A 24,279-nucleotide genomic window follows, 5' to 3' on the forward strand; every position below is an offset into this window, starting at 1 on the left:
CCGAAGATCCGGGCAGGGGGCGGGGACCGGGCGCGCTCACGTTCACGCAGTCAGTATTGCGCGAGATGCGCCGATCTTGGGCTCGATCGGGCGGGATCGTTCGGTTTCGGTTCGGATCCGCGGTCTCAGTGGTGGGGGACGCGTTCCCGGATCTACGGTGGCGGTGCCGCCCCGGTCGGGGACGGCGACCTACGCGAGAGGAGAACGCCATGGGCATCGGCGATTCGCTGAACAATGCTTTCGACAAGGCCAAGGATCACGCGGAGAAGAACCCGGACAAGGTCGACCAGGCTTTCGAGCAGGGCACCAAGCACGTCACCGACCGCACCCCGGACCAGTACGACCAGCACGTCGAGAAGGGCTCCGACGCTGTGCGCGACCGCCTCGGCGGCGGCGCGGACGACGCAGCGGCCGACAAGGACCAGCAGCAGAAGTGACCGTCTGAGAACGGACCACGACGCCCCCGGCACCGAGCGTGCCGGGGGCGTCGTCCTGTCCTGTGCGGGCAGCTGCGCGGTGGCACCGGCCAGCCGGCTTGCGGCCCCGGCGTGCTCGGGGGCGCCCCTCCCTCAGCGGCGGCGCAGGGCGAAGAAGGAGGCGAGGGCCACGCCCAGCACAGCCACGGCGATCACGCCGAGCAGCAGCGGCGTGGTCGAGGTCCCCTGCTCCTGGGTGGTGCCGTCGGCGGTGTCGCTCCCGGCGGTTTCTGCATCGGCGCCGTCCTGGGCGTCGGTGTCCTCCGCCTGCTGGGCGTCCTCGGCCTGCTGGGCGTCCTCGGACTCCATCGCACCGGCCTCGCCCTCGCCGGGCTCACCGTCCGTCTGCGCGGGGTCCTCCTCGCCTGAGCCTGCGCCACGGGCACCCGGCTCACCCTCGACGGTGAAGGTGATGGAGCCTTCGATGGGGTGGCCGTCGGAGGAGACCACGCGCCACTGGGCGGTGTGGGTCCCGGCGGGAAGGGGCTCGGTGATCTGCGCTGTCACGGTGGGGCCGTCGATCACGGGTTCGAGCACGATGGGCTCCCCGTCGCCGCCCGGGCTGATCTGGACCACGGGGCTCACCTCGAGCACGTCCGCGGAGTAGGTGAGGGTGATCTGCTCAGGGGATGCCTCCAGGGTCGCGCCGTCGGCCGGGTCCGAGGAGATCAGCGTGTCGTGCGCGTGGGCGGGTACGGGCCCCAGCAGCATCACCGCCGCCATCGTCAAGGCGGCGAGCAGGGCGAACAGCGCGCGAGGCGCGGCAGCGGTCGGCGGGGCGGGGCGGGAGAGGGTGGAGGTGAGCACCCGGCCAGGCTACGCCGATGGGCTGGGCGGCTCCTCCAATGCCGCCGCGGCGGCACGGCCGTGCTCGAGGACGGGCAGTTCCAGCCGCGCCTGCGCGATCTCAGCCAGGTCCAGATCCACCACCAGCATGCCTTCCTCGCGGCCCAGTTCGGCGCGCACCTGCCCGAGGGGGGAGATCACGGCGCTCTCGCCGATGCCGCGCGGCGCGCGTCCCCGGTAGTGCGGGTCGGGAGCCTGGTCGGCAGCGAGGATCGCGCAGGTGGAGTCCAGCGCCCGAGCGCGCAGCAGCAGCCGCAGCTGCTCGCTCTTGGCGGGCCCCTCGGCCCAGGCGATCGGCAGCAGGATGGCCTGCGCGCCGCGACGGGCGAGGGCCGTGAACTGCTCGGGGAAGCGCACGTCGTAGCAGGTGGCGATGCCCAGGGGGGTGCCGTCCACCTCGATGGTGACCAGCTCGCTGCCGGGGGCGACGGTCTGGGACTCTCGCGCGCCGTAGGCGTCGAACAGGTGGATCTTGCGGTAGTCGGCGCGCACGCCGGGCCCGCGTGCGATGACGGTGTTGTGCACGCGGTCCCCGTCGGCAGGGGTGAAGGTGCCTGCCACGATCACCAGGTCGTGGTGCGCGGCGAGCTGCTCGACGAGGGCCTCGAAGCGGGGATGGTGCTGCTCGGCTGCCTCGCGCAGGTCGGTGCCGAAAGGAGTGAGGGTGGCCTCGGGCAGCAGCAGCACCCGGGCCCCGCGCATGGCCGCCTCGGCGACGGCGCGGCGCAGGGTCTGCAGGTTCTCCTCGGCGTCCTCGCTGATGCGCACCTGGGCCACCGCGATGCGGGGCCCGGCACTGCGGCGCACCTGGTCGAGGTCCTCGGGGGTGTCCATGTCCGCTCCCTCCATGCCGACGGCGGGACGGGCGACCAGTTCATCAGGCCCCAGGTCCGCATAGAGGCGGCGCAGGCTGAGGTCCGCCCAGTCGCCGCCCGGGCCGGCCACGGCATCGAGGGCGGCCCGCAACCGGGCGAGCGGCCAGGCAGCACAGAGGAACTGGGGGCGGCCATCGGCCTCCAGCGCCACCACGCGGGTGCCGCGGGGATCGTGGTCGCGCAGGGACTCGAGGGTCTCGGTGCGCAGCAGCGGCATGTCCCCGCCGAGGAGCAGGATGCGGGCGCCCGTTGCGGCGGGTGCGTGCTCCTCGACGGGCCGCTCGTGCGCGGCAAGAAGCCGCTGGGCCTCCTCCACTCCCCTGGCCAGCGCCGCGAGGGGCCCGGAGCCGGGAGGATCTTCCCGCACGAAGCGGGCTCCGTGACGTTCGTGCAGCCCGGCAGCATCGTCCTGCTCGGGGCCGACGACGATCAGGTGATCCGCAGGGGCGGCGCGCAGCACGCGTTCCAGGGCCGTGACACCGGCCACCGGCAGACGGGTCTTGTCCACCCCGCCCATGCGGGTGGAGCCGCCTCCGGCCAGCACGATCGCGACCGTCGGGCCGGTGATGTGGTCGTCATCGCTCGCCATGGGGCGATCCTCCCACGGGGCGTTACGATGTCCCAGGCCCTCGCGCAGGGCCGATGGCGGTCCCGACCGGATGGACCCGCCGCCCCGCCTCCGTAGCTCAGGGGATAGAGCACCGCTCTCCTAAAGCGGGTGTCGCAGGTTCGAATCCTGCCGGGGGCACCAGAGCGTCGTTGTTCAAACCAGCGACGTTCCCGGTTTGATCCGCCCCGTTTCCGCCTGCTGTCTGGCGGGCGAGCGCGGTGGCCTGGACCTCGGGGTTGAAAGGGTGTCGAAGGGCACTCCTGGTTCGGAGTCGATGGCGTCGTCGTCGGTGACGGTGAGGCGTTCGAAGAAGGCCTGGTTGGCGATCCGACGGAGTGAGTCGTCGATGCTCATGTAGATCGCGTGGGCGTTGCCTGCCAGGGCTAGGCAGTCTTCGAGGTGGGCGCGGGCCTGGTCGTACTCGATCTCGCTGGCCTCGATGCGTGAGTCGAGGAACGCGATCTGTCGGGCGATGCGGTCCTGTTCGGTCCTGAGCAGGTCCAGTGGAACGGCTCCGGCGTAGTGGGCCTGGAGCAGCTTGGTGCGCTCGTCGTAGAGGCGGTCACGTTCGGCGACCTGTGCCTTGCGTTCGGTCTTGGCGGTGGCGAAGAGCCGGTCGAACTCGCTGGTGATCAGCTCGCGCAGTGAACCGCCCTGGGTTTGATGGAGACTCGGGTCAGTGGGTTCCCATCAAGTAGCCGGCGAAACCCATCTGCACGATGACACGGGTCTCGTAGTCCGCGCGGTCACGGACCTCGGCGCTCAGCCCGCCGGGGTAACGCTCGGCCAGGCCCCGTTCGATCTCCTTGACCAGCCAGCTCTCCTCGGTCTCCCCATCGGGAACCGGGAAGCGGGGCATGTAGTTCGCGCTCGTGTCAAAGGCGACATCGCACCGCTCGGCGATCAGCAGCGTGTTGTCGCACGCTTCGGGGTAGTCGCGGAACAGCTCCCGCATCTGCGCGGCCGACTTTAGATAGAACTCATCGGCATCGAATTTGAACCGCTTCGGGTCATCGAGGGTGCTGCCGGACTGCACGCACAACAACGCGGCGTGGCTGGTGGCGTCCTCGGCGGCGACGTAGTGCAGATCGTTGGTTGCCACCAACGGCAGGGTCAGCTCTTTGGCGAGCCGGAGCAGATCGGTCATGACGCGGCGTTCGATGCCCAGGCCGTGGTCCATGACCTCGCAGAAGAAGTTGTCCGGCCCGAAGATGTCGCGGAAGTCCGAGGCGGCCTGGCGGGCTTGGTCGTACTGCCCGAGGCGAAGACGAGTCTGGACCTCGCTGGAGGGGCAACCGGTGGTCGCAATCAGTCCCGAGCCGTACTGGCTGAGCAGGTCGCGGTCCATCCGCGGTTTGAAGTAGTAACCCTCGATCGAGGCCAGCGAGGACAGCCGGAACAGCTTGTGCATCCCCGCGGTGGTCTCGGCCAAGAGCGTCATGTGCGTGTACGCGCCCGACCCAGAGACATCATCACCCGAGCTGCCGCCCTCACCCCACCGCACCCGGGTACGGTCCTGCCGCGCGGTGCCTGGTGTCAGGTAGGCCTCTGTACCGATGATCGGCTTGATCCCGGCATCGGTCGCGGCCCGCCAGAACTCAAACGCGCCGAACACGTTGCCGTGATCGGTCATCGCGACCGCCGGCATGCCCTGCTCGACGGCCGCAGCGATCAGCGGGTTCACGCGTGCTGCCCCGTCGAGCATCGAATACTCACTGTGAACGCGCAGATGCACGAACGAGTCCGTCGCGGTCACGCTGAGCACCCCGCTGATACTCCGGCCTCGTACACTCCGCCCACCTGCACGACCTCCATCCACAACCGACTGTTGACTACATCAATTCGATCAATCGGGCGTCTGGGGCGACAAACAACCAGACCGTCGGAGAGTCACAACTAGAGGTTGTTGAAGTAGGATGGGCGGATGGATGTGGAGGCCGTACGGACGTTCGCGACCGCGGCCGCCCTGGGCCAGTTCCAGGAGGCGGCGATCGACCTGGGCGTCACCCAGCAGGCGATCTCCAAGCGCATCGCCGTGTTGGAGCGCCAGCTCGGGGTCACCCTGTTCACCCGGACCGCGCGCGGTGCACAGCTCACCATCGACGGGCAAGCGTTCCTCCCGCACGCACGCGAGCTGTTGCGCGTCGCGGCGCGCGCAACCGAGTCAGTGCAACCCGGCAGACGAGCGTTGCGGGTCGACGTGACCAACCGGCGGATCGCCCCGGCCGTGATCCTGCACGACTTCCACCGCGCTCATCCCGAGATAGACCTCGACGTCGTCACCCTGATCGACAGCGACCTCACAGCCGCGATCGCCGCGGTCCACGACGGCACCATCGATGCCTCCTTCCGCGCCGTCACAGTGCCCCCGTCGCAACTACCCGACGGGGTTGCAACTGTGCGAGCCATCGACCACCGGCTCGAAGTCCTGCTGGGCCCCCACCATCCGTTGGCGAACGCACGAGAGCTGGCTCCCTCGCAGCTCGCCGGCCACCGGATTTGGATTCCCGGCATTGTCGAAGGAACCGAGTGGGCGACCTTCTACAGCGACCTCGCTGCCGCTTTCGACCTGACCATCGATGCCCTCGGCCCCCACTTCGGCGACGAAGCCCTCATGGACCAGCTCGCCGAGTCTGCCGATCTTGCGACGCTGGTCGGTGAGCGCGACCGCTACCTCTGGCCGGCCCACTACGACCTCCGACGTATCCCGTTACGGGGCCCGACCCCGATCTACCCCCACTCGCTCATCTGGCTAAAGGCCAACCCGCAGCCAGGGCTCGCCGAGTTACGCGCGTACCTCGCCGCGATCCGAATGACGTCCACCGACTCCGACGACTGGACACCTGCCTGGACTGCACGCTGAGCCTTGGCGCACAGCAAGCAGCGAGCCAACCACCTTCATCCACCACCACCGAGAGCTGCCACGCCTCTTGCAGGTCGAGGTTGACCGCGCTCTGAGTCGCACCGCTCGATCAGTGGTTCGAAGGCCTTCTCGAGCGCCGAGAGCAGTGCGGACACGGGTAGCCGACGGCCTCGCGGAGGTAAAATTCGCCTATGGCGACACTTCTGGACCAGATCATCGACGGAAGCAGCGACGAAGGCGTGAAAACACCGGACTTGCTGCGGAAGGTCCAAGTCGCCGCGACGCGGATCGGCGCTCCTGGCGTGGTCGACTGGGTAAAGCAGGAACTGCAGGGGTACACCGATGATTCAGATCTCCCCAGCTACCGGAAGATGCAGACGGTTGTAATGGGTCATTTCACTGGGCCGATGCAGAGTCAGATCAAGAAGCAACTGCCGCCCTATCCCGGATTCGAGGACGACTTCTTCATTGAGATGCGGCAGCCCCTCATAACGCTTCAGTCTTTCGCCGAAGCCGAAGAGGACGCCCAACTACAGTGGCCAATCTGGAGGGTCGAAGAGTACGAGAAGACCGGAGCGTTCGCCATACAGCTCTACGGCTTGTTCGGTGCGTGGAACGTGATTACAAGGCAGTCACTTCTTGGGGTCATCGACACCGTGCGATCTAAGGCCATGGAATTCGCTCTTGAACTCCAGGAGAGCTTTCCCGACGCAGGTAGCGTTGACGGCCCGTCAGTAGCGAAAAACACCGCCGTTGCGCCGATTGTCTTCAACACAACCAACAACATCTATGGGCATGGCGCGAACATTGCGACCGGCTCGGACATCGCGCAGAAGAGCGTAGTCAAGGGGAACCCGGAAGAGTTCAAGCGACAACTGAAGTCGCTCGGCCTTAATGACGTTGAAGCGGAACAGTTCACACAGATCATCTATGAAGAACAGTCCATCGATAAGCCACGCACGAAGGCTTTCTTGGAGAAGGTGCGGGCAGGTTCGATCGCGGTGGGAACAGCAGTTCCGTCCAATGTCATTGCAGGCTCCCTCGTCGAGCTTGCCAAGATGTATCTCGGCATCTCTTGACGGCCTGGGGCGCGGGCCAGAGCAAGTAGCGCTGTCGCAGCACATTTCCCAATGACCGCCATCGCAGTGGTCGATGCCGTTCATCCACGCTACGCGTTGGCTGAGAGGCCCACCCAATCAGGCAACGCCTCGCTCGGCCAGCAAGACCATCTCCTGTTCGCGGTCCGACACTGCCATCTACTCGCCGAGGTCGATCACCTCAATAACCTTCTCGTGGTGTCTGTCTGACTGAGAAAACGCGCTTGATTCTCGCCGATGATCGATGTCGCTTCCTCCACTGCCGTGCCCCATGCGTTGGCCAGGTCTCTTACGACATCGTTAAACTCGTGGGGATAAGCAATGCGACCTCTAGATTTTGCGTACGGGCCATCCGTTTCCAGCAATACGCGATCCGCCGGAATCGCTCGCACGAGCGACGCGAATCGATTTGACTGGACCATTGCGGCGTTGAAGGAAAAATACAGGCCGGCGGCGAGTGCGTCATCGATCGGACCGATTGGTCCCGAGTACCAGTGCATTACGCCTGAAACCCTGGCATCGCGAAGTCGCTCAATCACTTCTTTCTCTGCGCCACGACTGTGGACGGTAAGGGGGTGCCTGCCTGGCTGTGCTTCGGTGAGGACCACCTCGAAGACCTTCAACTGCTGCTTCTTCGTCGCCGCCCCAGCGCGCGAGAAGTCGAGTCCTACTTCGCCGATCCAAGCGCATTGAGGGACGAATCGGAAGAATCGTGCAAGATCGTTCGGTGTGAAGGAGGCCGCCCGGAGCGGGTGGAGTCCGAGTGCAACTTCGATCTCTCGCCGTGAGCCCAATCGCGTCTTTAGCCGTCGATACTCATCTGGGTCCTCCGTCACTGCGACAATAGAGGTGCCGGTTCGTTCTGCGTCGCGGACGACTGACATCGGGTCTGAGTACGCTCCGACGTGGCAGTGGGTGTCAAGCAGGGCGCTGCGTTTCATCGGAGTCCACTCACCAGAGCGTTGGTGGCTCCGGTTGCGTTGTTGAGCCAGTCTCGCAGTTCGTCGAGACCTGTTCGCCAAACACGAAGGAACTCTTTGTGCTCACCGTCAGGGATGGGGCCGTTGCGGAGTATGTCTCGATCGGGACGCTCGGCGTAGACACCGGAAATGACGGCACGAAGGTCCGAGGCCCGGCGGGTGTTGCGGTCGAGTAGGTCTGCACCGGAGAGCGCATCCCACGAGTAACCGGCGGCGCCATCCCAGCCGACTTGTGCCATCGAAGCTCGGCGGATGATGCAGGGGAAACAGTAGCCACAGTTTCCTTGCGGTCGTTTGACATACCGAGCAGCTTCCGGGTGAGAGCAGGAGATGCTTAGCGGTGCGAGGCTCTCAAGTAGTTCGGGGTTCCTCGTTTCTGCGAGGATCTGTCCCTTTGTCTTCAAGCGGAAAGGATTCAGGATCGGGTTTTCCACGCCCAGGTCTCTGATGGCAGAGCCGAGGGATTTTATGAAGAACGGATGGGTAGTGCGCGTGCTGTAACTACCGCTGCGTGCACGGGTCAGTGGCACATTGATTCCGATGAAGCCATTCTCGGGGATGTAGACCGGCGTCGTAGGACTGATCGACGAGGCGAGAGCGAGAGCCGCGGTGAGGAAAAGCAGTGATCGCGCGCGTGTAGTGTTCTCGCGTCCTGGCGGCAGTGGCCGTGCCTGATGTCTGTTAGCCGGCGCCGGTCGCAGGAACAAGCGGCGATCTTGGAGTCGTTCCTTCCCGTAGTGGTCTCGTAGCTTTGCCAACAGTTCTTGCTGCGCCGTCGATGCCTTGTCTCCTTCGTTATGAGAGAGAAGGCACAGCTTGCGGTCTGGGTCCTCTTCGAGGAGGTCGATCACACCCGTCAGAGAGTCAAGACCGCCGGAGAACAGGCACACGCCGTCGACCTCGGCGACCGGAGTTACTTCCTCCGGAACGCGTCTCAGGTCCGCGAGCGGTGACCGAGATTCGTGATAAGACCGTATGCTCCAGCGATCGCCCGTTAGGAAATCGAGGACCGGCTCGACGGCTGCGTTGTCCCATCGATCTGTGCTTCCGACAGGCAACTCGACGTGCAACTCGCGCGTCCAGTGATCGGGTGCCGAATGTCGCATGCTGGTCTTGTCGACGCAGTAGGCGGCTGCACCAAGCATGAAGAGGTCAAGCGCCTCGCGTGGCGCTCGCCATCCGTCGAAGAATCGGGCACCGGCTTGACGCCCAATCTGGATAGTGGCCGACGGGCGACCTGGTTCCCAATCGAGTACGAGAACGGAATCGTCGTGTGGGAGTTCCGACGTCGGATCGCTCCTGACTCTGAAGCTGGTCATGACTGTTCCTCACTGTCGAGAGCCGCGAGTGTCTCGTACACGGACTCGATCGCACTGTCGGCGAGCGCTCTTCCGGCGCCTCCTTGCCAGTCGATGGATGAAAGGTCATCCGGAAGTTCAATGGCGACCAGGTCGGAGATGATCTGGCGCATTTCTTGATCCGCCTGTCGCATAGCTTCGGGGTCCGTGAGCCTGCTGAGTCGCTCCGCTACGACAGGTATCCGGTTGTAGACGTACAGCGCGAGGAAGCGTTCGAGGATGTGGCCCAGCTCGGCCTCGCCTACGTCGACCGCGGCCAATTCATCCCAAGTATCGGCGTCGCCAAAGACTTCATCGAGGACATCACAGGCTGCGTCTCTGGCGGCTTGCGCGTCAAGGTCATCACCGTCTCCCGTGATGAAGGTGATCAGTTCGTCCAGGACAAAGAACCGATCCTCTCCGATAAGCCTGGTGAGACCGAGAGAATCGAAGGTTTGGGTGACACCGTTCGCCGCGATCCCAGAGAGCAACGAACCTAACTGGCGTATGCCCGCACTGCCGGCTCGCGCCGAGGAAGCGGCCGAGCCCGCACCGCCGAGTAGGGGGACGTGGCGAGTCAACAGGCGCCGCGCACGTTCACCCGAGTCGCTGCGGCCGATGCCGCGAATGTATGTGTTCGTGGCATGTTTCAGGGGCGTCCAGTTCCCCCCGCTTCCGGCCGAGCGGTCAGCCGACGTGCCCACGGGATGTCCCCTTCTTCGCCTGGGCTTTGCGTGCCTGCGACACGAGCGTCTTCAAGCCGCTGTTCTCGCTCGCTTCCCAGTGGTTCAACAATTCGATGACGGCGGCGTGATCTCGCGGGAGGCGACGTACCGCGCTCGTGCCAGTGGACCCGGCGATGCTTGCTGTCGGAATCCGCACAAGGGCTTCACAGATGGGCTGGACTACGTCGGGGTTCTGTTCCGCCAGCTCGATTGCGGCGGTCATCGCCACGCTGTCTGGTTGACGCCTCACTCGATCGAGAAGTGCCTCAATGAACTGTGCGCGCTCGGTAGCTTCGAGTGCGGCGAACGCCGAGTAGTGGCTTCTTCGGTTCTGGTCGACGTCGGACTGAATGTTCGTCAGAAGCTGTTGAAGGTGGGGAGCGAGACGAGACGCAGAAACGCCGAACGAGAGTTTGTCCCGCGAGTACGTGAAATAGGGTCTTAGATCGACGCCCTTGAACGGAGGCTCAGCACGCAGCCACTCGGCGATGTGAGGCTTGTCGGCCCAAGCCTCGGCGTCGCTTGGGGGAGGTGGGGGTGCTGTCTCCTTCGCCGATGAGTTCCGTTTCACCCCGGGCTCGGCCTTCGTTGATGCTGGCTCCTTCTGAGCCGAGGCGTCCTCTTCATCTCCTGGTTCAGACAGCACAGATCCAGCTCTGGCGTGACTCTCCGCTGTCGCGATTTCGGGGCACTTTCCTTCCGCTGCCATCTCCCAGTCGAACAACTTCTGGAAGTCGGTATTGTACTGGTCTTCGAGCACCATCAGTTTTGCGAGCACGGGCAACTTGAGTTTCACGTCCCTTCGTGCGGCGCTTCGATGCTTTAGCAGCAGGTTGTTCAAGAACCGCTTGAGCTGACGAGGATTACCCCGAAGGGATGAGCCCAAGATGGGCGTGATCTCGGCCGCCCATCCCAAGTCAGCGGCGAGTTCGTCCGGTATATTTCCGAGCGCCTCGCCAGCGATTCCGGTATTAAATGCAACCGATAGACCGCTAGCCTTACGATTCTCTTCTACTGTGGCGAGCGCTTCGTCAAACTTCTCCGGGGGCAAGTGCAGCTCACCGAACAGCAGATTTATGTAGGTCTCTGCTTCTGCGGCCGAGAGTGCTGGGATCGAAATTTTCAACTGAAGCATCTTCTCCAAGTAGTCTCGCCCTATTCCTCCTCCATCGGCCTTTCGGAGGTCCGGATAACGTGAGTCAATAGCCGACTCAACTACGTTCTGGTTGAGCGCGAGCACGTAAGCGGTCTTAGGGGTGTTAAGGAAGAGGCGGATTGCTTCGAACGTATCGACGACAGTCTCAGGGAGGCAGCGATCTAGGTCGTCTATGAATACGACGACGGCCTCTCCGCCTGGAATGCTTGCAACGAGTTTCTCGAATTCCGCGCGAAAAGCTTTGATATCGCCGATGGGCAGTGGCTCGTCCGCGCCCTCGCTAGCGGGCTCCGAACCTGGCTCGGTGAGTGCATCGTTGACTTCCTTCGCGGCCGCCCCTGCGCCAGCGGTGAGGATTCCTGCCACCTCAGGACTCAGGTCTGGCGCGGCACCTTGCAGGATGATCGGCAGCACGGTGGGAGCAGCGCTCGTACCGGCCCGCCCAATGCGTCGCCCCCAGCGCTTTAGGCGGGTTATGAACTCGCGCAGTCGTCCTACTTCGTCGGCGGCCTCAGGCAACAGTGTTGCGAGTGCGTCAAGAACCGTGGTCATCAGGGCGACTTTGACGTCTTCGTGGTCTTCGTACTGCCACGGGCTGAACTCGACGATCAGATAGGGATAGACGGCGGGTTCACCCTCGGAATCAGGTTCCCTCTGAATCTCTCTGAGTTCGTCTGCGGCGATTCGCATCAGACTGCTCTTGCCTGATCCCCAATCGCCGAGCACGCCCACCGTCAGGGGCAGCAGCCGAGGCTCAGTAAGCGCCACCACCAAGCCATCAACTAAGAAGTCGAAGCCGAGAAGATCGATCTCAGCCTCATTGTCTGCCCACATTGGCCCTCCGCTCCGCCGATCGGGTGGCGGATGCAGCGGCAATGACTGTAGGCCACCGACGCCTACGCGGCTTCGATCACACCGATCTTCTCTCTCATGACGAGTTCGATTCTACCGGAATGAACCCCCACCCGTCGCGAGATCGATGAGCGGGTCGCGACGTGGCGTCAGGCATCTCCACCATCGGTACGCGGGCTGCGGGGCCTGTCGCACCTACCGGAACCTAGCCCGAGACGCGCCGTCGACCCCGGGAGCGGATCGTTCCACCACACGCCACGACCGCCGAACGCACCGTCTCATCGCCAACCCCTAGCTCGGCCGCGACCTCTTCCAGCGTCATGCCTTGCTCGTACAGTCGCGCAGCGTCTCGACGCCCAGGCTCGTCCAGACCTCGACGACGCGACGAGACACCCGCCTGAGCAGCGAGTCGATGCACAGTCGCCCGATGCACCCCGAACCGCCGCGCCAGCTCGTCGACCGGCACTCCCTTGGCGTACTGCTCGGCCAGCGCAGCCCGATTCGGGACACTCAAACGGGTTTGAGGACGGGGTGAATTCCTGGCGACCGGGCCGCGCACATCCTGGATAGGCTGACCTTCAGGACGTGACACCGAGCGGCGTGATCCCCGCAGAATCCGGCGAATCAGCGTCATGAGGGGCTTGCGCGGGTTTGAGAACCACCCAGCGAGGTGCACCGTCGGCAGTTCGCGGCACTGTGCGAGACAACGGAGTCACGATGATGCCGCCCCGTGGAAACCTCGACGGCGCCCAGCAGGGCCAGGCGCACCTCCGATCTCACCACCGGGGCCGCCGAGAGGGGATAGCGTGGAGGGCCCGCCGCACTCCCCTGCGGCCCTGTCCACGAACGGAGAACCCATGGCCGCGAACACGCGTCGCTCCTTCGACGCCACCTGGCTGCCCTTCGGGCTGCCCATCGGCCTGGTCCTGGGAATCTCCGTCGGGATGATCTGGTTCGACAGCCTGATCGTGGGCTTCGTACTGGGTGTGATCCTGGGCCTGGCCCTCGGGGCCGCCATCGGCCTGCGCCGCGGCGACGGCGGCGAGGACGAGCGCATCGAGGACGCCCTGCGCGAGGACCAGCTGCGCGAGGAGCAGCCGCGCGAGGAGGAGCAGCCGCACACCCGGCCTCGCGACGGCGACCAGGACCGCATCTGAGAGGGACGGCCCCGGGGCGCACCGCACCGCGGGCAACGGCTCACCCTGGCCAGATCCCTCACCGAGGGATGCCCCCGCCCCACGGATCGTCTACGGTGAGGGGGCGCCGCTGAGCAGGCGCTCCGGCCGGGACGACCCGGCCGGTCAGCCCGAGCGAGGACGGCCTCGCGGAACAGGACCCACTCCGCATGCCGTCGCCCTTCCCTCTCCGTCGCGTCCTCACGCCTGTGGCCATCGCCCGCCTGGTGATCGGCTGGGGCGCCGTGGGTGCCCTCGCCGCAGCCGGCCCCCTGCTCGCCCCACCCGTGGCCGGCCCCGTGCTCCTCATCGTGCTGGCCGTGACCATCGTGGTGATCCTGCTGTGCTCCTTCGGGGTGGTCCACGAGGCCGAAGCTCTCGCCCGCCGCCTGGGCGATCCGTACGGGACGCTGATCCTGACCCTGTCGATCGTCACCATCGAGGTGGTGCTGATCGCCGCGGTGATGCTGGGCCCCGGTGACCACGCCACCATCGCCCCGGACTCGGTGATGGCGGTGTCGATGATCATCTTGAACCTGGTCGTGGGGGTGTGCCTGCTGCTGGGCGGGATCCGCCACGGCGACCTGCGGGCGAACCGCACCGGCGCCCTCGCCTACACCACGCTGCTGGTGGTGCTGTGCACCACGGCCTTCGCGCTGCCGGCCGCGATCGGGGCCGACGGGGCCTACACCCCCGTCCAGGCGTTGACGGTGGCGGTGATGACGGTGGGCTTGTACGGGTTCTTCCTGTGGCGGCAGACAGGTGCGCAGGCCGCCGACTTCCAGGAGGTCGCCTCGCCCGCGGGGACCGACATCGGTGCGATCACCGGGCAGCAGACCGCGAGCACCGGGCAGCAGACCGCGAGCATCGAGCAGCGACCCGCGATCGGCGCGGGCATCACCGCGCACCGCAGCGAGCCGCTGGCGCGCCCCGCGCTGCTGATCGTGACGGTGCTGCCGATCGTGCTGCTGTCCCACGACTTGGCCGCCCTGCTGGACGACAGCCTGGGCCGACTCGGCGCACCGGTGGCACTGGCCGGGGTGCTGATCGCGATGATCGTGTTCACGCCGGAGTCGATCACGGCGGTGCGCGCGGCCCTGGGCGGGCAGACGCAGCGCGTGGTGAACCTGTGCCACGGGGCGCTGGTCTCCACCGTCGGCCTCACGATCCCCACCGTGCTGGTGATCGGCCTGCTCACCGGCCAGCAGGTGGTGCTGGCCGAATCAGCGGCGAACCTGCTGCTGCTGGGCATCACCCTCGCACTCACTGCGGTCGCGGCGACCTCCCCGCGGGTCACCGCGATGCACGGCGCCGCGCACCTGATGGTGTTCGGACTGTACGCGCTGGTGCTGTTCAGCTGAGGGCGCCTGCGCTGTTCAGCTGAGGGCGCGACTCAGCGGAGCCCGAACTCGCCGGGCTGCTCAGTCCTCGCGGTGGCGGCGCCGGTCCAGCTCCTCGAGCGTGGCGCGCACCTCGCGGCGCAGCACCTTGCCCATCTCGTTGCGGGGCAGCTCGGACAGCACGTGGAAGCGGCGCGGCACCTTGTACGCGGTGAGCCGCTCCTTGAGCCGGCGGCGCAGCGCCTCCACGTCCGGCAGCAGCCCATCGGGCGTGACGATCGCAGCGACCACCTCCTCGGTGCCCAGCTCGTCGACCATGCCCACCACGGCGATGTCGTCGATGCCCTCGTGGCCGCGGATCGCATCCTCCACCTCCGAGGGGTACACGTTGACCCCGCCGGTGATCACCATCTCCTTGAGGCGGTCCACGATGCTCAGGAACCCGTTCTCGCTCGCCACCGCGATGTCGCCGGTGCGGAACCAGCCGTCGTGGAACGCGGCCGCGGTCTCCTCGGGCCGGTTGCGGTACCCGGAGAACACCTGGGGGCCCTTCACCAGGATCTCCCCGGCCTCACCGATCTGGACGTCGCGGTCCAGGTCCTCCGGGTCGGCCAGGCGCACGTGCGTGTCGGGGAAGGGCACGCCGATCGAGCCGGGGGTGCGGGAGGCATCCACCGGGTTGCCGGCCACGATCGGGCAGCACTCGGTCAGGCCGTAGCCCTCGATCAGCAGCCCCCCGGTGGCCTCTTCCCAGGCGTCCACCAGGTCCGGGCGCAGGGGCATCGCCCCCGCGATCCCGGTGCGGATGCCCTGCAGCGACATGCCGCGCTCCTTCGCGCCGGCGACCAGTCGCTCGAACAGGGGCGGCACGGCGATCATGGTGGTGGGGGTGCGGCGCCGGATCGCGTCCAGGATCAGGCCCGTCTCCGGCTTGGGTATCAGGTGGATCATCGCCCCCACCGTCAGCCCCGCGTTCATGGACAGCGAGCAGCCGAACACGTGGAACAGCGGCAGGCAGGCCATGAACACCTCCTGGCCGGGCACCAGCGGTGTCACCCAGGTGCGGGACTGCGTGGTGGTGGCCAGCAGGTTGCGGTGGGTGAGCTGCACGCCCTTGGGTGCACCCGTGGTGCCGGAGGTGTACAGCAGCAGCGCCACGTCCTCGGGGCCGGGCCGGTTCTCCCGGGGCGCGCGGGCCTTGCTGCGCAGCAGGTCCCGGAAGGGGATGGTGCCCTCGGGTGCAGGCTTGGTGAGCTGATCGCGGGAGGCGCGGGCCTTCTTCACCGGCAGGCTCAGCAGCAGCCGCTTGGCCGGCGTCATCTGCTCGATCAGGTTCACGGCGACGATCGCCCGGGGCCGCACCTCCTGCGGGAGGGACTGGACGGTGCCGGCGGCGGCGTCCCACACGATCGCCACCTCGGCCCGGTGGTCGGCGAACATGGGGGCGAGCTCGACGGCGGGGTACAGCGGGTTGTGCTCGACCACGGTGCCGCCGCAGGCCAGCACGGCGTAGAAGGCGACCACGTGCTGGGGGCAGGTGGGCATCAGCATCGCCACGGTGGAGCCCGGGCCCACACCGAGGGTGTGCAGCGCGCCGGCGACGGCCTCGACCTGCTGGGCGAGCTCGCGGTAGCTGGTGCGGCGGCCGAAGAAGTCCAGGGCCGGCTTCTGGGCCCAGGTGCGGGTGGCCAGATCGAACTCGTCGACCAGGGAACCCTCGGGGTAGTCCAGGCCGTGGCGGGGCACCCCGTCGGCATAGGCGGCGCTCCAGCGCTCCTCGAGAGTGGTCATGGCAGCTCCTGGACATGGATGGGACGCAGCGGGATCCATCGGCCGCGGACGGCTGACGGCGCAGGGCCGACGGCACGGGCACCGGTGCCCGTCCTGCCAGCCCAACCAAGGGTATGCCCCACGCCCGGCCCTGGCGATACGCTCGCGGCGTGACTGCGACGACGCTTCCGATCCCCACCGACGACGGTGACCTGCCCGGCCTGCTGTGGCTGCCCCCGAACGAGGCTCGGGCCGACCGACCGGTTCCCGGTCTGGTGGTGCTGCAGGAAATCTTCGGACTGTCCGCGTACCTGCAGCAGCGGTGCGCACAGCTGGCCGAGCTGGGCCGGGCGGTGCTGGCCCCACAGCTGTTCGCCCGGCTGGACCCCCCGGTGGTAGGCCTGCCCGACGGCGAGGACTTCGAGGCGTGGCTCGGGGAGGGCATCGCACTCACCCAGGCGCTGCCCTGGCAGCGAGCGGAGGCCGACGCCGTCGCGGCGCTCGAGGCGCTGCGCGGGCACGAGGCGGTCGATGCCGCGCACGTGGGGATCATGGGCTTCTGCTACGGGGGCGGGCTGGCCTTCGCCGCCGCTGCCACGGCGCGCGAGCAGGGCCGCGCACCCGCGGTGCTGGTGAGCTACTACGGCTCCGCCCTGCCCACGCTGCTGGACCGGGCCGCCTCCGTGGACATGCCCTCCCTGCACCTGTTCGGCACGGACGATGCCTTCATACCCATGGAGCAGGTGGAGCAGATCCGCCAGGCGGTCACTGCCTCGGGGACGCGTGAACAGGTGCGGTTCGAGCTGCACGAGGGCGCGGGGCATGCCTTCGACAACCCGCACCCGGGCCTGCACCATGCACAGGCGGCAAAGCGGGCCTGGATGCAGACCAGGCAGTTCCTCGAGGAGGAACTGCCTGTCAGCTGAACGCTGGGCCGGTATGCCGGATCAGCGACCCTTGGTGAGGATGTCCAGGGCGGCGCGGGCGCGGTCGAAGGGGACCTCGACCGTGTAGGAGCTCGCCTTCATGGTGGACTGCGAGTGGAAGTTGCGGTCCTGGCCCTGCGCCGCGAAGGCGATCAGACCGAAGATCGCACCCCAGACGGCGCCGAAGACGACCGCGCCCAGCACGGTGCCCAGGGAGCCGACCGGCACGAAGATCGCCATCAGCAGGCCGATCAGCAGGCCGAACCAGGCGCCGGAGCCGGCGCCGAACAGGGCGGCCTTGCCGTAGCTCATCCGGCCGCGCACGATCTCCACGCTCTTGAGGTCGTGGCCCACGATGCGCGTGGCGCCCACCTCGAAGCCGGAGTCGGAGAGCAGGTCGACGGCGGCCTGGGCGTCGCTGTAGTCGGAGAAGTCGGCGATCGTGGTCATCGACGGGGTGGCGGTGAAGCCGGCATCGTCGGTGTTGGCGGCCTGGGCCTGCTGCACGTGGTCGCGGTCCAGGGGCTGGGCGTCTGAGGGCCGGCCTGCGCTGTGCCAGCCGTGGGGCTGCGGGGTCTGGTTCTGGGCCTGGGTCATGAGGTCTCCTTCGGTGATGACGGGGGCGGCAGGAGTCGCCGCGGAGCGTCACACAACGATAGTTTGATTGTATAAACCAATCTTCAGGCATGTCAAAGTGAGCAATCAACGATCGGTATCGGGAGGAACGCACGATGGGATGCACCCGTGCGGCTGCAGGCGTCGATCCAGGCACGAGAGCGGGGGGTGAGGCGGTGCGAGCATCTGTCGCACGTGAACTGCGTCGCACCGTGGCGGAGATCCAGCGGTGGACCCAGCGCTGGCTGCACCGGCGCACCGGCACCTCGCTCTCCCCCAACGAGACCCATCTGCTGGGCCACCTGGACATCGCCGGGCCGCAGCGCATGAGCGGGCTGGCCGCCTGGCAAAACGTGGACAAGTCCACGATGACGATGCAGATCAAGAGCCTGGTGGAGCGCGGCTTCGTGGAGCGCAGGCCCGATCCGGCCGATCGCCGGGCCGCGATCGTGGCCCTCACGCCGGCCGGGCGCGATGTGCTGGCCGCCTACGCGGACCGTGCATCGGCGATCCTCTGCGATGCGCTGCAGGACTGGACCGAGGAGGACCTTCGCCGCTTCAGCCATGACCTCGCCCGGTTCGCCGGGGACCTCGAGGGCGCCCTCGTCCAGGACGTCGAGCACCGCCTCTGAGGCCGGACCCGGCCGACTGCTCAGCCCCGGCCGGACCCCGCAGCATCCGCGAGTGCGCTCTGGTAGCCCGCCAGATCCGAGGCACCGGTGGTGAACTGGCTGGTCGCCTCGCTGATCGCGGTCAGCCACGCCACGGAGGTGGCAGCACCGTGCGCGATCGAGGAGCAGATGGCATCCTGCGCGAAGGAGGTCAGGGCGCCCTGCATGTACTCGCTGAACTCGGCGGTGTCCACGTCGGTGCGCGCCGGGATGGCCCCCTTGGCGAGACTGAGCGCGAGCTGCCCGTCGACGGAGGAGACCGTCTCCAGCCACGCCCTGGCCCCGTCGGGGTGGGATGCGCCCTCCGGCAGGGTGAACGAGTCCGCCAGGAAGCCGAACACCTTCTCCCTGCCCGGCAGCTCGAAGGCCACGAAATCCTCGCCCAAGACCAGCTGCGCCTGTTCGAACGCGGCGATGGCCCAGTCCCCCATCACGTTGTACCCGGCCGCGCCGTCGATGACCTGCTGGGTGGCTCCCGGCCAGTCGAGGTCGTCGCGGTCGGGGTTGGTGTGACCGATCATGGCCTCGAACCTCTCCAGTGCGGCGGTCACCTCGGCACCGTCCCAGGCGGTGGCCCCGTCGAAGAGGCCGTTGTAGGCATCGGCGCCCAGCTGGGCCATCAGCACCGCCTCGAGCAGGTGCACCTGGGTCCAGGTCGTCCCCACCGACAGCGGCGTGACGCCGGCGCCCTGGAGCCTCTGGAGCTGCTCGAGGAACTCGTCCAGCGAGGCCGGCGGGCTGGAGGTGTCGATCCCGGCGTCGTTCAGCACCGTGGCGGAGCCCCACACCATGTTGGACCGATGGATATTCGAGGGGATCGAGTAGATCGCCTGATCCACGCTCAGGCGCGCCAGCAGCCTCTCGGGGATGGCGTCGCGCAGCCCGAACTCGTCCAGCAGCGCCGAGACGTCCTGGATCTGGCCCGCCTCGATGTAGTCGTTGAGCTCGGCGCCGGCATGGGCCTGGAAGGTTTCCGGCGGGTCGCCGGCTCGAAGTCGGGACTGCAGCAGGTCCTTGGCGGCGGAGCCGGCGCCGCCGGCCACCGCGCCGTTGACGAACTCGACGTCCGGGTGCTGGGTCGCGAACACCTCCACCAGGGCGTCGAGCCCGGCCTTCTCGGATCCCTGCGCCCACCAGGTGAAGACCTCGACGGAGGTCTGGGCCGCGGTGCCGCTGCCCGTGCTGTCCTCACCGCAGGCAGCCATCGTGCCGACTGAGATGAGCGCGGGGAGGGCGAGCAGGGGCCTGCGCTGGATCAACTGAACCGATCTCCTTCGGACCGCGCGAGGGTGGGCAGCGGGCTGGCGTGAATGTCGCGCACATGGGCGCATCGAGGCGCCCCGGCGGGCCCTCCCGCACGAGGGCACGTCGCGCGCTGAGCTCTCAGAGCTCGAGCGCGACCTCGCCGCCCTGCTTCGCGGAGGCGTAGCAGGCATCGAGGATGCGTGCGCGGCGCAGAGCCTCCACGCCGACGTGCTGGCCAGGCTCACCCGTGCGCACCTTCTCCAGGAAGTTCGCGACCGCCGCGGCATGCTTGCCGTGCTCGCCCACTTCCGGTCGCAGTTCGGCGGGCAGCCCCTGGACCTCGGTCCATACGTTCAGACGCTGATAAGGGTGGCGGGGGTCGCCGCCCCATTCCACGCTGGCCCCACCCTCGGAGCCGTAGAGGGTGACGTACACCTGGTCGTAGGGGATCCACTGCGCCCAGCTGGTCTCCAGCAGCAGGGTGCCGCCGCCCTCCATCCGCAGGAACGCCGAGGCCAGGTCCTCCACCTCGAAGGGGACGTCCTCCACCGCGGAGGAGGTCTGGAAGGAGCTGCCGCCCCGTCCGCGCGGACCGACCGGGGCATGGGTGGCGGCTGAGACCGCCGTGACCTTCGGCTCCCCCATCAGGTGCAGCGACATGTCCAGCATGTGCACGCCGATGTCCATCAGCGCTCCACCACCGGCACTGGCGGCGCTGGTGAACCAGGTGCCCATGCCGGGGATGCCCTTGCGGCGCAGCCAGCCCGTCTTGGCGTAGTAGATCTCCCCCAGCCCTCCGGACTCGACCACCTCGCGCAGGGCGGTGACGTCACCGCGCTGGCGGTGGTTGAAGGCGATGTCCAGCACCTTCCCGGTGCGACGGGCTGTCTCGACCATGGTGGCGGCCGCCTGCCCTGTCTCAGCCATCGGCTTCTCGCACAGCACGTGCAGGCCGGCCTCGAGGGCCTGCACGGTCATCGGGGCGTGCAGGAAGGTGGGGGTGGCGATGGAGACCACGTCCAGGTGGGCCTCGGCGAGCATGGTGGTGTAGTCCGGGTACCGGCCCTCGATGCCGTGCTGGTCACCCAGCTGGTCCAGCAGGTGCTGCTCCTTGCCGGAGATCGCCACCAGATCCACCGTCGGGTCGGTGGCGTAGGCATCGATGTGCTGCCGCCCGGCCCAGCCCAGTCCGATCACCCCCGCGCGCAGCTTCGGGGTGTCGGCGGTGCGGTCGGTCGCGGTCATGGGGGTGCTCCTGGGGTGGGTGCTCGCGTGCGATGACACCACCCTAGGGTCCGTTCCAAGGGTTCCGCACCAGGTGGGCCTCATCCTTGGTCGAGGTATTCCAGCGGATCCTCACGCAGGCGGGCCAGGGCCAGCTCGATCGCACCGCGCACCACCACCTCGGAGCCGTGCATGCTGGCCACCAGGCGCGGGTGGGGTGGTCCGGTGAGGGCCGGGATCCTGGTGCGCGCGCGTTCCAGCACGGGCTCGACGGCATCGGCGATGGCACCGGCCACCACCACCGTCTCCACCCCCAGCAGGCTCGCCAGGATCACGGCGATCCGGGCCAGGCGGTCGCCGATGCGCTCCATCACGGCTCGTGCGAGCTCGTCCCCGCGGTCGGCCGCGGCGAACACGTCCACCGCCGTGATCCGCTCGGCGCTGATGCGAGCCAGCTCCGAGCGCGCGGCCACCCCTGCACCGTCGTCGAGCGCGCCGTCCCCGGCGAGCGCCTCGAGGGACCAGCGGCGCGCGAGCGCGGCCACGCCGTCGGCACCCCGCTCGTCGTCGAGGGCCACGTCGAGGAACCGCATCTCGCCCGCACCCCCGGAAGCTCCGCGCAGCAGGCGCCCGTCCACGATCAGACCGGCGCCGAACCGCTCCCCCATCAGCAGGGTCGCCACGTGCGACCCGATGCCCCCGGCGTGCTCGGCGATCGCGGCGAGGTTCGCATCGTTCTCCACCAGCACAGCGCCCCCCGCAGCGGCGCGCTGCGTAGGAGACCCGGGCCCGGCCCCGGGGTTGCCGTCCTGGGGCACGGTGCCCAGGGCGTCGACGAACCCGGGGTTCATCCGCTGCCAGAAGTCGTCGTCGTGCGGGGAGCGTCCGTGCTGGTCCACGGGGGCCGGGACCCCGACCACGGTGAGCACGCGCGGCGTGCCAGGCACGCCGGCACGCGCGAGCACGCGGTCGATCAGCGCAGTCACCATGGCGGTGCGGTCGGCCGACGGATCAGGCTCGGCCTGGTCGATCGGGTGATGCACGGTCGCCAGGGTGCGCCCGCACAGATCGGCCACCCGGGCAGTGAGGGTGTGCTCCCCTGCGTCGACGCCCGCCAGCACGGCGGCAGCGGATCGCAGGGCGTAGCGCCGGGCGGGCCGTCCGCGCTGCGCGGACCCGCCGGCGGGCGCTCCGTCGACCTGCTCGAGCCAGCCCGCGCTCACCAGCTCGGCGCACACCCCGAGCACGGTGGCGCGGGTGAGGCCGGTGGCGGCCATGGCATCGGCGGCGGTGAACGCGGCACCCCGCAGGGCCAGGCGCAGCAGGGCCTGCCGGTTGGCGCGGCGCATCAGCTGCGGGGAACTGGCACCGCGACCTTGGTCCTTTGACACCGTTGGGCACCTCCCCCATACTTTTCGATAAGGCTTAAATATATTGCCTGTACGTCCATCGTCGCACCGGAGCCCCCGCTGCGCACCCCCTTTGCGAAGGAGAGACGTCGTTGTCATCCTCGACCGGCTCGAGCCGGCCCCTCTCCCGCCGCTTCCCGGTGCTGCAGAACATGTTCCAGACCCAGTTCAGCAACAACTACAACGTGGCCTTCGCCTCCTACCTGATGGCCATGGCGCCCGCGATCATCGTGTACCTGTTCGCGCAGCGCTGGGTGATGTCCGGCCTCACCCAGGGCGCCATCAAGTGATCGGCGGCGCGGCCGGGTACACCCAGGCCGCGCCACCACCGCCCACGCACCCGAACCGAGCAACTGCACCCTGAGGAGTTCCCCCATGTCCGAGCACCACTCCGTCGAGATCCCCCTGAGCGATGCCGACTGGTGGCGCCAGGCCGCCGTGTACCAGATCTACCCGCGCTCCTTCGCCGACGGCACGGCCGACGGCGTCGGTGATCTGACCGGGATCATCTCCCGCATCGACTACCTGCGCTCCCTGAACGTGGACGCCGTGTGGCTGAGCCCGTTCTACCCCTCGGCGCTGGCCGATGGCGGGTACGACGTGGACGACTACCGCGACGTGGACCCCCGCATCGGAACCCTCGAGCAGTTCGACGAGCTGGTGGACCTGCTGCACGGAGCCGGGATCCGCGTGATCGTGGACCTGGTGCCCAACCACTCCTCCGACCGCCACGCGTGGTTCCAGGAGGCGCTGGCCTCCCCGAAGGGCTCGAACGCCCGCGAGCGGTACATCTTCCGCGACGGCACCGGGCCGGACGGCTCCCTGCCGCCGGCGGACTGGGAGTCCATCTTCGGCGGGCCCGCCTGGACCCAGGTGGAGGACGGCCAGTGGTACCTGCACTCCTTCGCCCGCGAGCAGCCCGACTTCAACTGGGACCACCCCGAGGTGCGCGAGGACTTCCTGCACACCCTGCGGTTCTGGTCCGATCGCGGGGTGGACGGGTTCCGGGTGGACGTGGCCCAGGGGCTGGCCAAGGAGCTGCCGGAGCAGTTGCCCACCAAGGCGCAGCTCAAGGAGATGCCCAAGGACGGCACCCATCCCCTGTGGGACCGCGACGACGTGCACCGGATCTACGCCGAGTGGCGCCGCGTGTTCAACGAGTACGATCCGCCGCGCATGGCGGTTGCGGAGGCCTGGGTGGACACCCCCGAGCGGCGCGCCAAGTACGCCACCCCGGACGGCCTGGGCCAGGCCTTCAACTTCGACCTGCTGGAGGCCGACTTCACGGCCGCCGACTTCCGCGAGGTGATCGACTTCAGCCTCGAGCAAGTGGAGAAGACCGGCTCGACCACCACCTGGGTGCTGTCCAATCACGACCAGATCCGCCACGCCACCCGGTACGGTCTGCCACCGCGCAACGGCAGCCCCGACAAGCACGGCGCCGACTGGGTGATCGCCGGCGGTCCCGAGGAGCAGCTGGACCGGGAGCTGGGCATCCGCCGGGCGCGCGCGGCGACGATGCTGGAGCTGGCCCTGCCGGGCAGCGCCTACCTGTACCAGGGCGAGGAGCTGGGCCTGCACGAGGTGGCCGACATCCCCGACGAGCATCGGCAGGACCCCGCCTTCTGGCGCACCACCCCGGAGAGCCGCAGCTTCGACGGCCTGGGCCGCGACGGCTGCCGGGTGCCGATTCCGTGGACCCGTGGAGGCTCCTCCTTCGGCTTCGGGGAGGACGGTGCGCACCTGCCCCAGCCCGGCTGGTTCGCCGAGCATGCGGTGGAGGCGCTGGACGGGGTGGCCGGCTCCACCCTGGAGCTGTACCGCGAGGTGCTGGGACTGCGTCGAAAGCTGCAGGGCGCGGAGGAGCTGCGCTGGGACGAGTCGCTGTGCGGCCCGGACGTGCTGGCCTTCGACCGGCCCGGCGGCTGGCTGTCGGTGACGAACTTCGGTGAAGCGCCGGTGCCGCTGCCGGTGGGCGAGGTGCTCGCCTCCAGCATGCCGTTGGTCGGGGACGAGATCCCCGGGGCCACCACGGTGTGGCTGCGCCGCAGCGTACGGTCGTCCTGAGGCAGAGGCCGTTTCGGCCG

General features: G+C 67.9%; 21 protein-coding genes, 1 tRNA gene and 2 pseudogenes. 10 read left to right on the plus strand and 14 right to left on the minus strand.

The features are described 5' to 3' along the window. Positions 1 to 209 precede the first annotated feature (209 nt). Positions 210 to 437 (plus strand): antitoxin, encoded by a 228-nt coding sequence (locus tag IOE58_RS12855; protein WP_193866770.1) that lies wholly within the window; start codon positions 210 to 212, stop codon positions 435 to 437. A 132-nt stretch (positions 438 to 569) separates the two neighbouring features. Here IOE58_RS12855 and IOE58_RS12860 read toward each other — a convergent pair whose 3' ends face one another. Together IOE58_RS12860 and IOE58_RS12865 are read right to left on the minus strand one after the other, a co-directional pair. Beyond that, entirely contained in the window at positions 570 to 1,283 is a 714-nt protein-coding gene (locus IOE58_RS12860) for a copper resistance CopC family protein (protein ID WP_348981986.1), read from the minus strand. 9 nt (positions 1,284 to 1,292) lie between these two features. Then, on the minus strand, positions 1,293 to 2,786 hold the full coding sequence (locus IOE58_RS12865; RefSeq protein WP_193866771.1) for a nitrilase-related carbon-nitrogen hydrolase: 1,494 nt from the start codon (positions 2,784 to 2,786) through the stop codon (positions 1,293 to 1,295). An 86-nt stretch (positions 2,787 to 2,872) separates the two neighbouring features. On the opposite strand from IOE58_RS12865, the gene IOE58_RS12870 reads away from it, so the two are divergent. Next, positions 2,873 to 2,948 (plus strand) — tRNA-Arg (locus tag IOE58_RS12870). Positions 2,949 to 2,960: 12 nt separating this feature from the next. On the opposite strand, the gene IOE58_RS12875 is transcribed toward IOE58_RS12870, so the two are convergent. After that, the gene (locus IOE58_RS12875) at positions 2,961 to 3,161 is read right to left on the minus strand and encodes a hypothetical protein (RefSeq protein WP_193866772.1); all 201 of its coding nucleotides are present in this window, start codon (positions 3,159 to 3,161) and stop codon (positions 2,961 to 2,963) included. 334 nt (positions 3,162 to 3,495) lie between these two features. Further along, positions 3,496 to 4,563, minus strand: a pseudogene (locus IOE58_RS12880) (PHP domain-containing protein); the annotation flags it as partial. 168 nt (positions 4,564 to 4,731) lie between these two features. Between IOE58_RS12880 and IOE58_RS12885 the strand changes: the two are divergent. Both IOE58_RS12885 and IOE58_RS12890 read left to right on the plus strand, forming a co-directional pair. Beyond that, positions 4,732 to 5,670, plus strand: coding sequence for a LysR family transcriptional regulator (locus tag IOE58_RS12885; RefSeq protein ID WP_193866774.1), 939 nt, complete (start codon positions 4,732 to 4,734; stop codon positions 5,668 to 5,670). Between the two features lie 191 nt (positions 5,671 to 5,861). Then, positions 5,862 to 6,749: an AbiTii domain-containing protein gene (locus IOE58_RS12890; RefSeq protein WP_193866775.1), complete on the plus strand. Its 888-nt coding sequence runs from the start codon at positions 5,862 to 5,864 to the stop codon at positions 6,747 to 6,749. A gap of 194 nt (positions 6,750 to 6,943) precedes the next feature. Here IOE58_RS12890 and IOE58_RS12895 read toward each other — a convergent pair whose 3' ends face one another. The 5 genes from IOE58_RS12895 to IOE58_RS14820 all read right to left on the minus strand — a co-directional run bounded on the left by IOE58_RS12895 (position 6,944) and on the right by IOE58_RS14820 (position 12,451). Then, positions 6,944 to 7,708, minus strand: coding sequence for a TatD family hydrolase (locus IOE58_RS12895; RefSeq protein ID WP_193866776.1), 765 nt, complete (start codon positions 7,706 to 7,708; stop codon positions 6,944 to 6,946). Further along, on the minus strand, positions 7,705 to 9,066 hold the full coding sequence (qatC, locus tag IOE58_RS12900; RefSeq protein ID WP_193866777.1) for a Qat anti-phage system QueC-like protein QatC: 1,362 nt from the start codon (positions 9,064 to 9,066) through the stop codon (positions 7,705 to 7,707). Before qatC ends, IOE58_RS12895 begins: the two co-directional genes overlap by 4 nt. Beyond that, complete coding sequence (locus tag IOE58_RS12905) at positions 9,063 to 9,788, minus strand: hypothetical protein (RefSeq protein WP_193866778.1); 726 nt, start codon at positions 9,786 to 9,788, stop codon at positions 9,063 to 9,065. Before IOE58_RS12905 ends, qatC begins: the two co-directional genes overlap by 4 nt. After that, positions 9,772 to 11,799, minus strand: a complete 2,028-nt coding sequence (locus IOE58_RS12910) for a P-loop NTPase fold protein (protein WP_193866779.1) — start codon at positions 11,797 to 11,799, stop codon at positions 9,772 to 9,774. Before IOE58_RS12910 ends, IOE58_RS12905 begins: the two co-directional genes overlap by 17 nt. Before the next feature lie 223 nt (positions 11,800 to 12,022). Next, positions 12,023 to 12,451, minus strand: coding sequence for a helix-turn-helix domain-containing protein (locus tag IOE58_RS14820; protein WP_348981987.1), 429 nt, complete (start codon positions 12,449 to 12,451; stop codon positions 12,023 to 12,025). 223 nt (positions 12,452 to 12,674) lie between these two features. Here IOE58_RS14820 and IOE58_RS12915 point away from each other — a divergent pair, with 223 nt between their 5' ends. Then, positions 12,675 to 12,974: a hypothetical protein gene (locus IOE58_RS12915; RefSeq protein ID WP_193866780.1), complete on the plus strand. Its 300-nt coding sequence runs from the start codon at positions 12,675 to 12,677 to the stop codon at positions 12,972 to 12,974. Positions 12,975 to 13,162: 188 nt separating this feature from the next. Then, the gene (locus IOE58_RS12920; RefSeq protein ID WP_193866781.1) at positions 13,163 to 14,353 is read left to right on the plus strand and encodes a calcium:cation antiporter; all 1,191 of its coding nucleotides are present in this window, start codon (positions 13,163 to 13,165) and stop codon (positions 14,351 to 14,353) included. Positions 14,354 to 14,413: 60 nt separating this feature from the next. On the opposite strand, the gene IOE58_RS12925 is transcribed toward IOE58_RS12920, so the two are convergent. After that, positions 14,414 to 16,123: an AMP-binding protein gene (locus IOE58_RS12925; protein ID WP_193866782.1), complete on the minus strand. Its 1,710-nt coding sequence runs from the start codon at positions 16,121 to 16,123 to the stop codon at positions 14,414 to 14,416. Between the two features lie 149 nt (positions 16,124 to 16,272). On the opposite strand from IOE58_RS12925, the gene IOE58_RS12930 reads away from it, so the two are divergent. Continuing rightward, positions 16,273 to 17,028 (plus strand): dienelactone hydrolase family protein, encoded by a 756-nt coding sequence (locus IOE58_RS12930; protein ID WP_193866783.1) that lies wholly within the window; start codon positions 16,273 to 16,275, stop codon positions 17,026 to 17,028. A gap of 21 nt (positions 17,029 to 17,049) precedes the next feature. Here the strand turns inward: IOE58_RS12930 and IOE58_RS12935 are convergent, their stop codons facing one another. Further along, positions 17,050 to 17,625: a general stress protein gene (locus tag IOE58_RS12935; protein ID WP_228020109.1), complete on the minus strand. Its 576-nt coding sequence runs from the start codon at positions 17,623 to 17,625 to the stop codon at positions 17,050 to 17,052. A gap of 194 nt (positions 17,626 to 17,819) precedes the next feature. Between IOE58_RS12935 and IOE58_RS14695 the strand changes: the two genes are divergently transcribed. Beyond that, positions 17,820 to 18,275: a MarR family transcriptional regulator gene (locus IOE58_RS14695; protein ID WP_193866784.1), complete on the plus strand. Its 456-nt coding sequence runs from the start codon at positions 17,820 to 17,822 to the stop codon at positions 18,273 to 18,275. A gap of 20 nt (positions 18,276 to 18,295) precedes the next feature. On the opposite strand, the gene IOE58_RS12945 is transcribed toward IOE58_RS14695, so the two are convergent. The 3 genes from IOE58_RS12945 to IOE58_RS12955 form a co-directional block, all read right to left on the minus strand. Then, positions 18,296 to 19,573, minus strand: a complete 1,278-nt coding sequence (locus tag IOE58_RS12945) for an ABC transporter substrate-binding protein (protein WP_193866785.1) — start codon at positions 19,571 to 19,573, stop codon at positions 18,296 to 18,298. 124 nt (positions 19,574 to 19,697) lie between these two features. Beyond that, positions 19,698 to 20,804: a Gfo/Idh/MocA family protein gene (locus IOE58_RS12950; protein ID WP_193866786.1), complete on the minus strand. Its 1,107-nt coding sequence runs from the start codon at positions 20,802 to 20,804 to the stop codon at positions 19,698 to 19,700. An 80-nt stretch (positions 20,805 to 20,884) separates the two neighbouring features. Beyond that, the gene (locus IOE58_RS12955) at positions 20,885 to 22,174 is read right to left on the minus strand and encodes an ROK family protein (RefSeq protein ID WP_348981988.1); all 1,290 of its coding nucleotides are present in this window, start codon (positions 22,172 to 22,174) and stop codon (positions 20,885 to 20,887) included. Between the two features lie 152 nt (positions 22,175 to 22,326). Here IOE58_RS12955 and IOE58_RS12960 point away from each other — a divergent pair. Together IOE58_RS12960 and IOE58_RS12965 are read left to right on the plus strand one after the other, a co-directional pair. Beyond that, positions 22,327 to 22,482 (plus strand): annotated as a pseudogene (locus IOE58_RS12960) (carbohydrate ABC transporter permease); the annotation flags it as partial. Positions 22,483 to 22,567: 85 nt separating this feature from the next. Then, complete coding sequence (locus IOE58_RS12965) at positions 22,568 to 24,259, plus strand: glycoside hydrolase family 13 protein (protein ID WP_193866787.1); 1,692 nt, start codon at positions 22,568 to 22,570, stop codon at positions 24,257 to 24,259. Positions 24,260 to 24,279: the final 20 nt, after the last annotated feature.

It is taken from the genome of Brachybacterium epidermidis, assembly GCF_015209585.1.
Taxonomy (GTDB): Bacteria; Actinomycetota; Actinomycetes; order Actinomycetales; family Dermabacteraceae; genus Brachybacterium; species Brachybacterium epidermidis.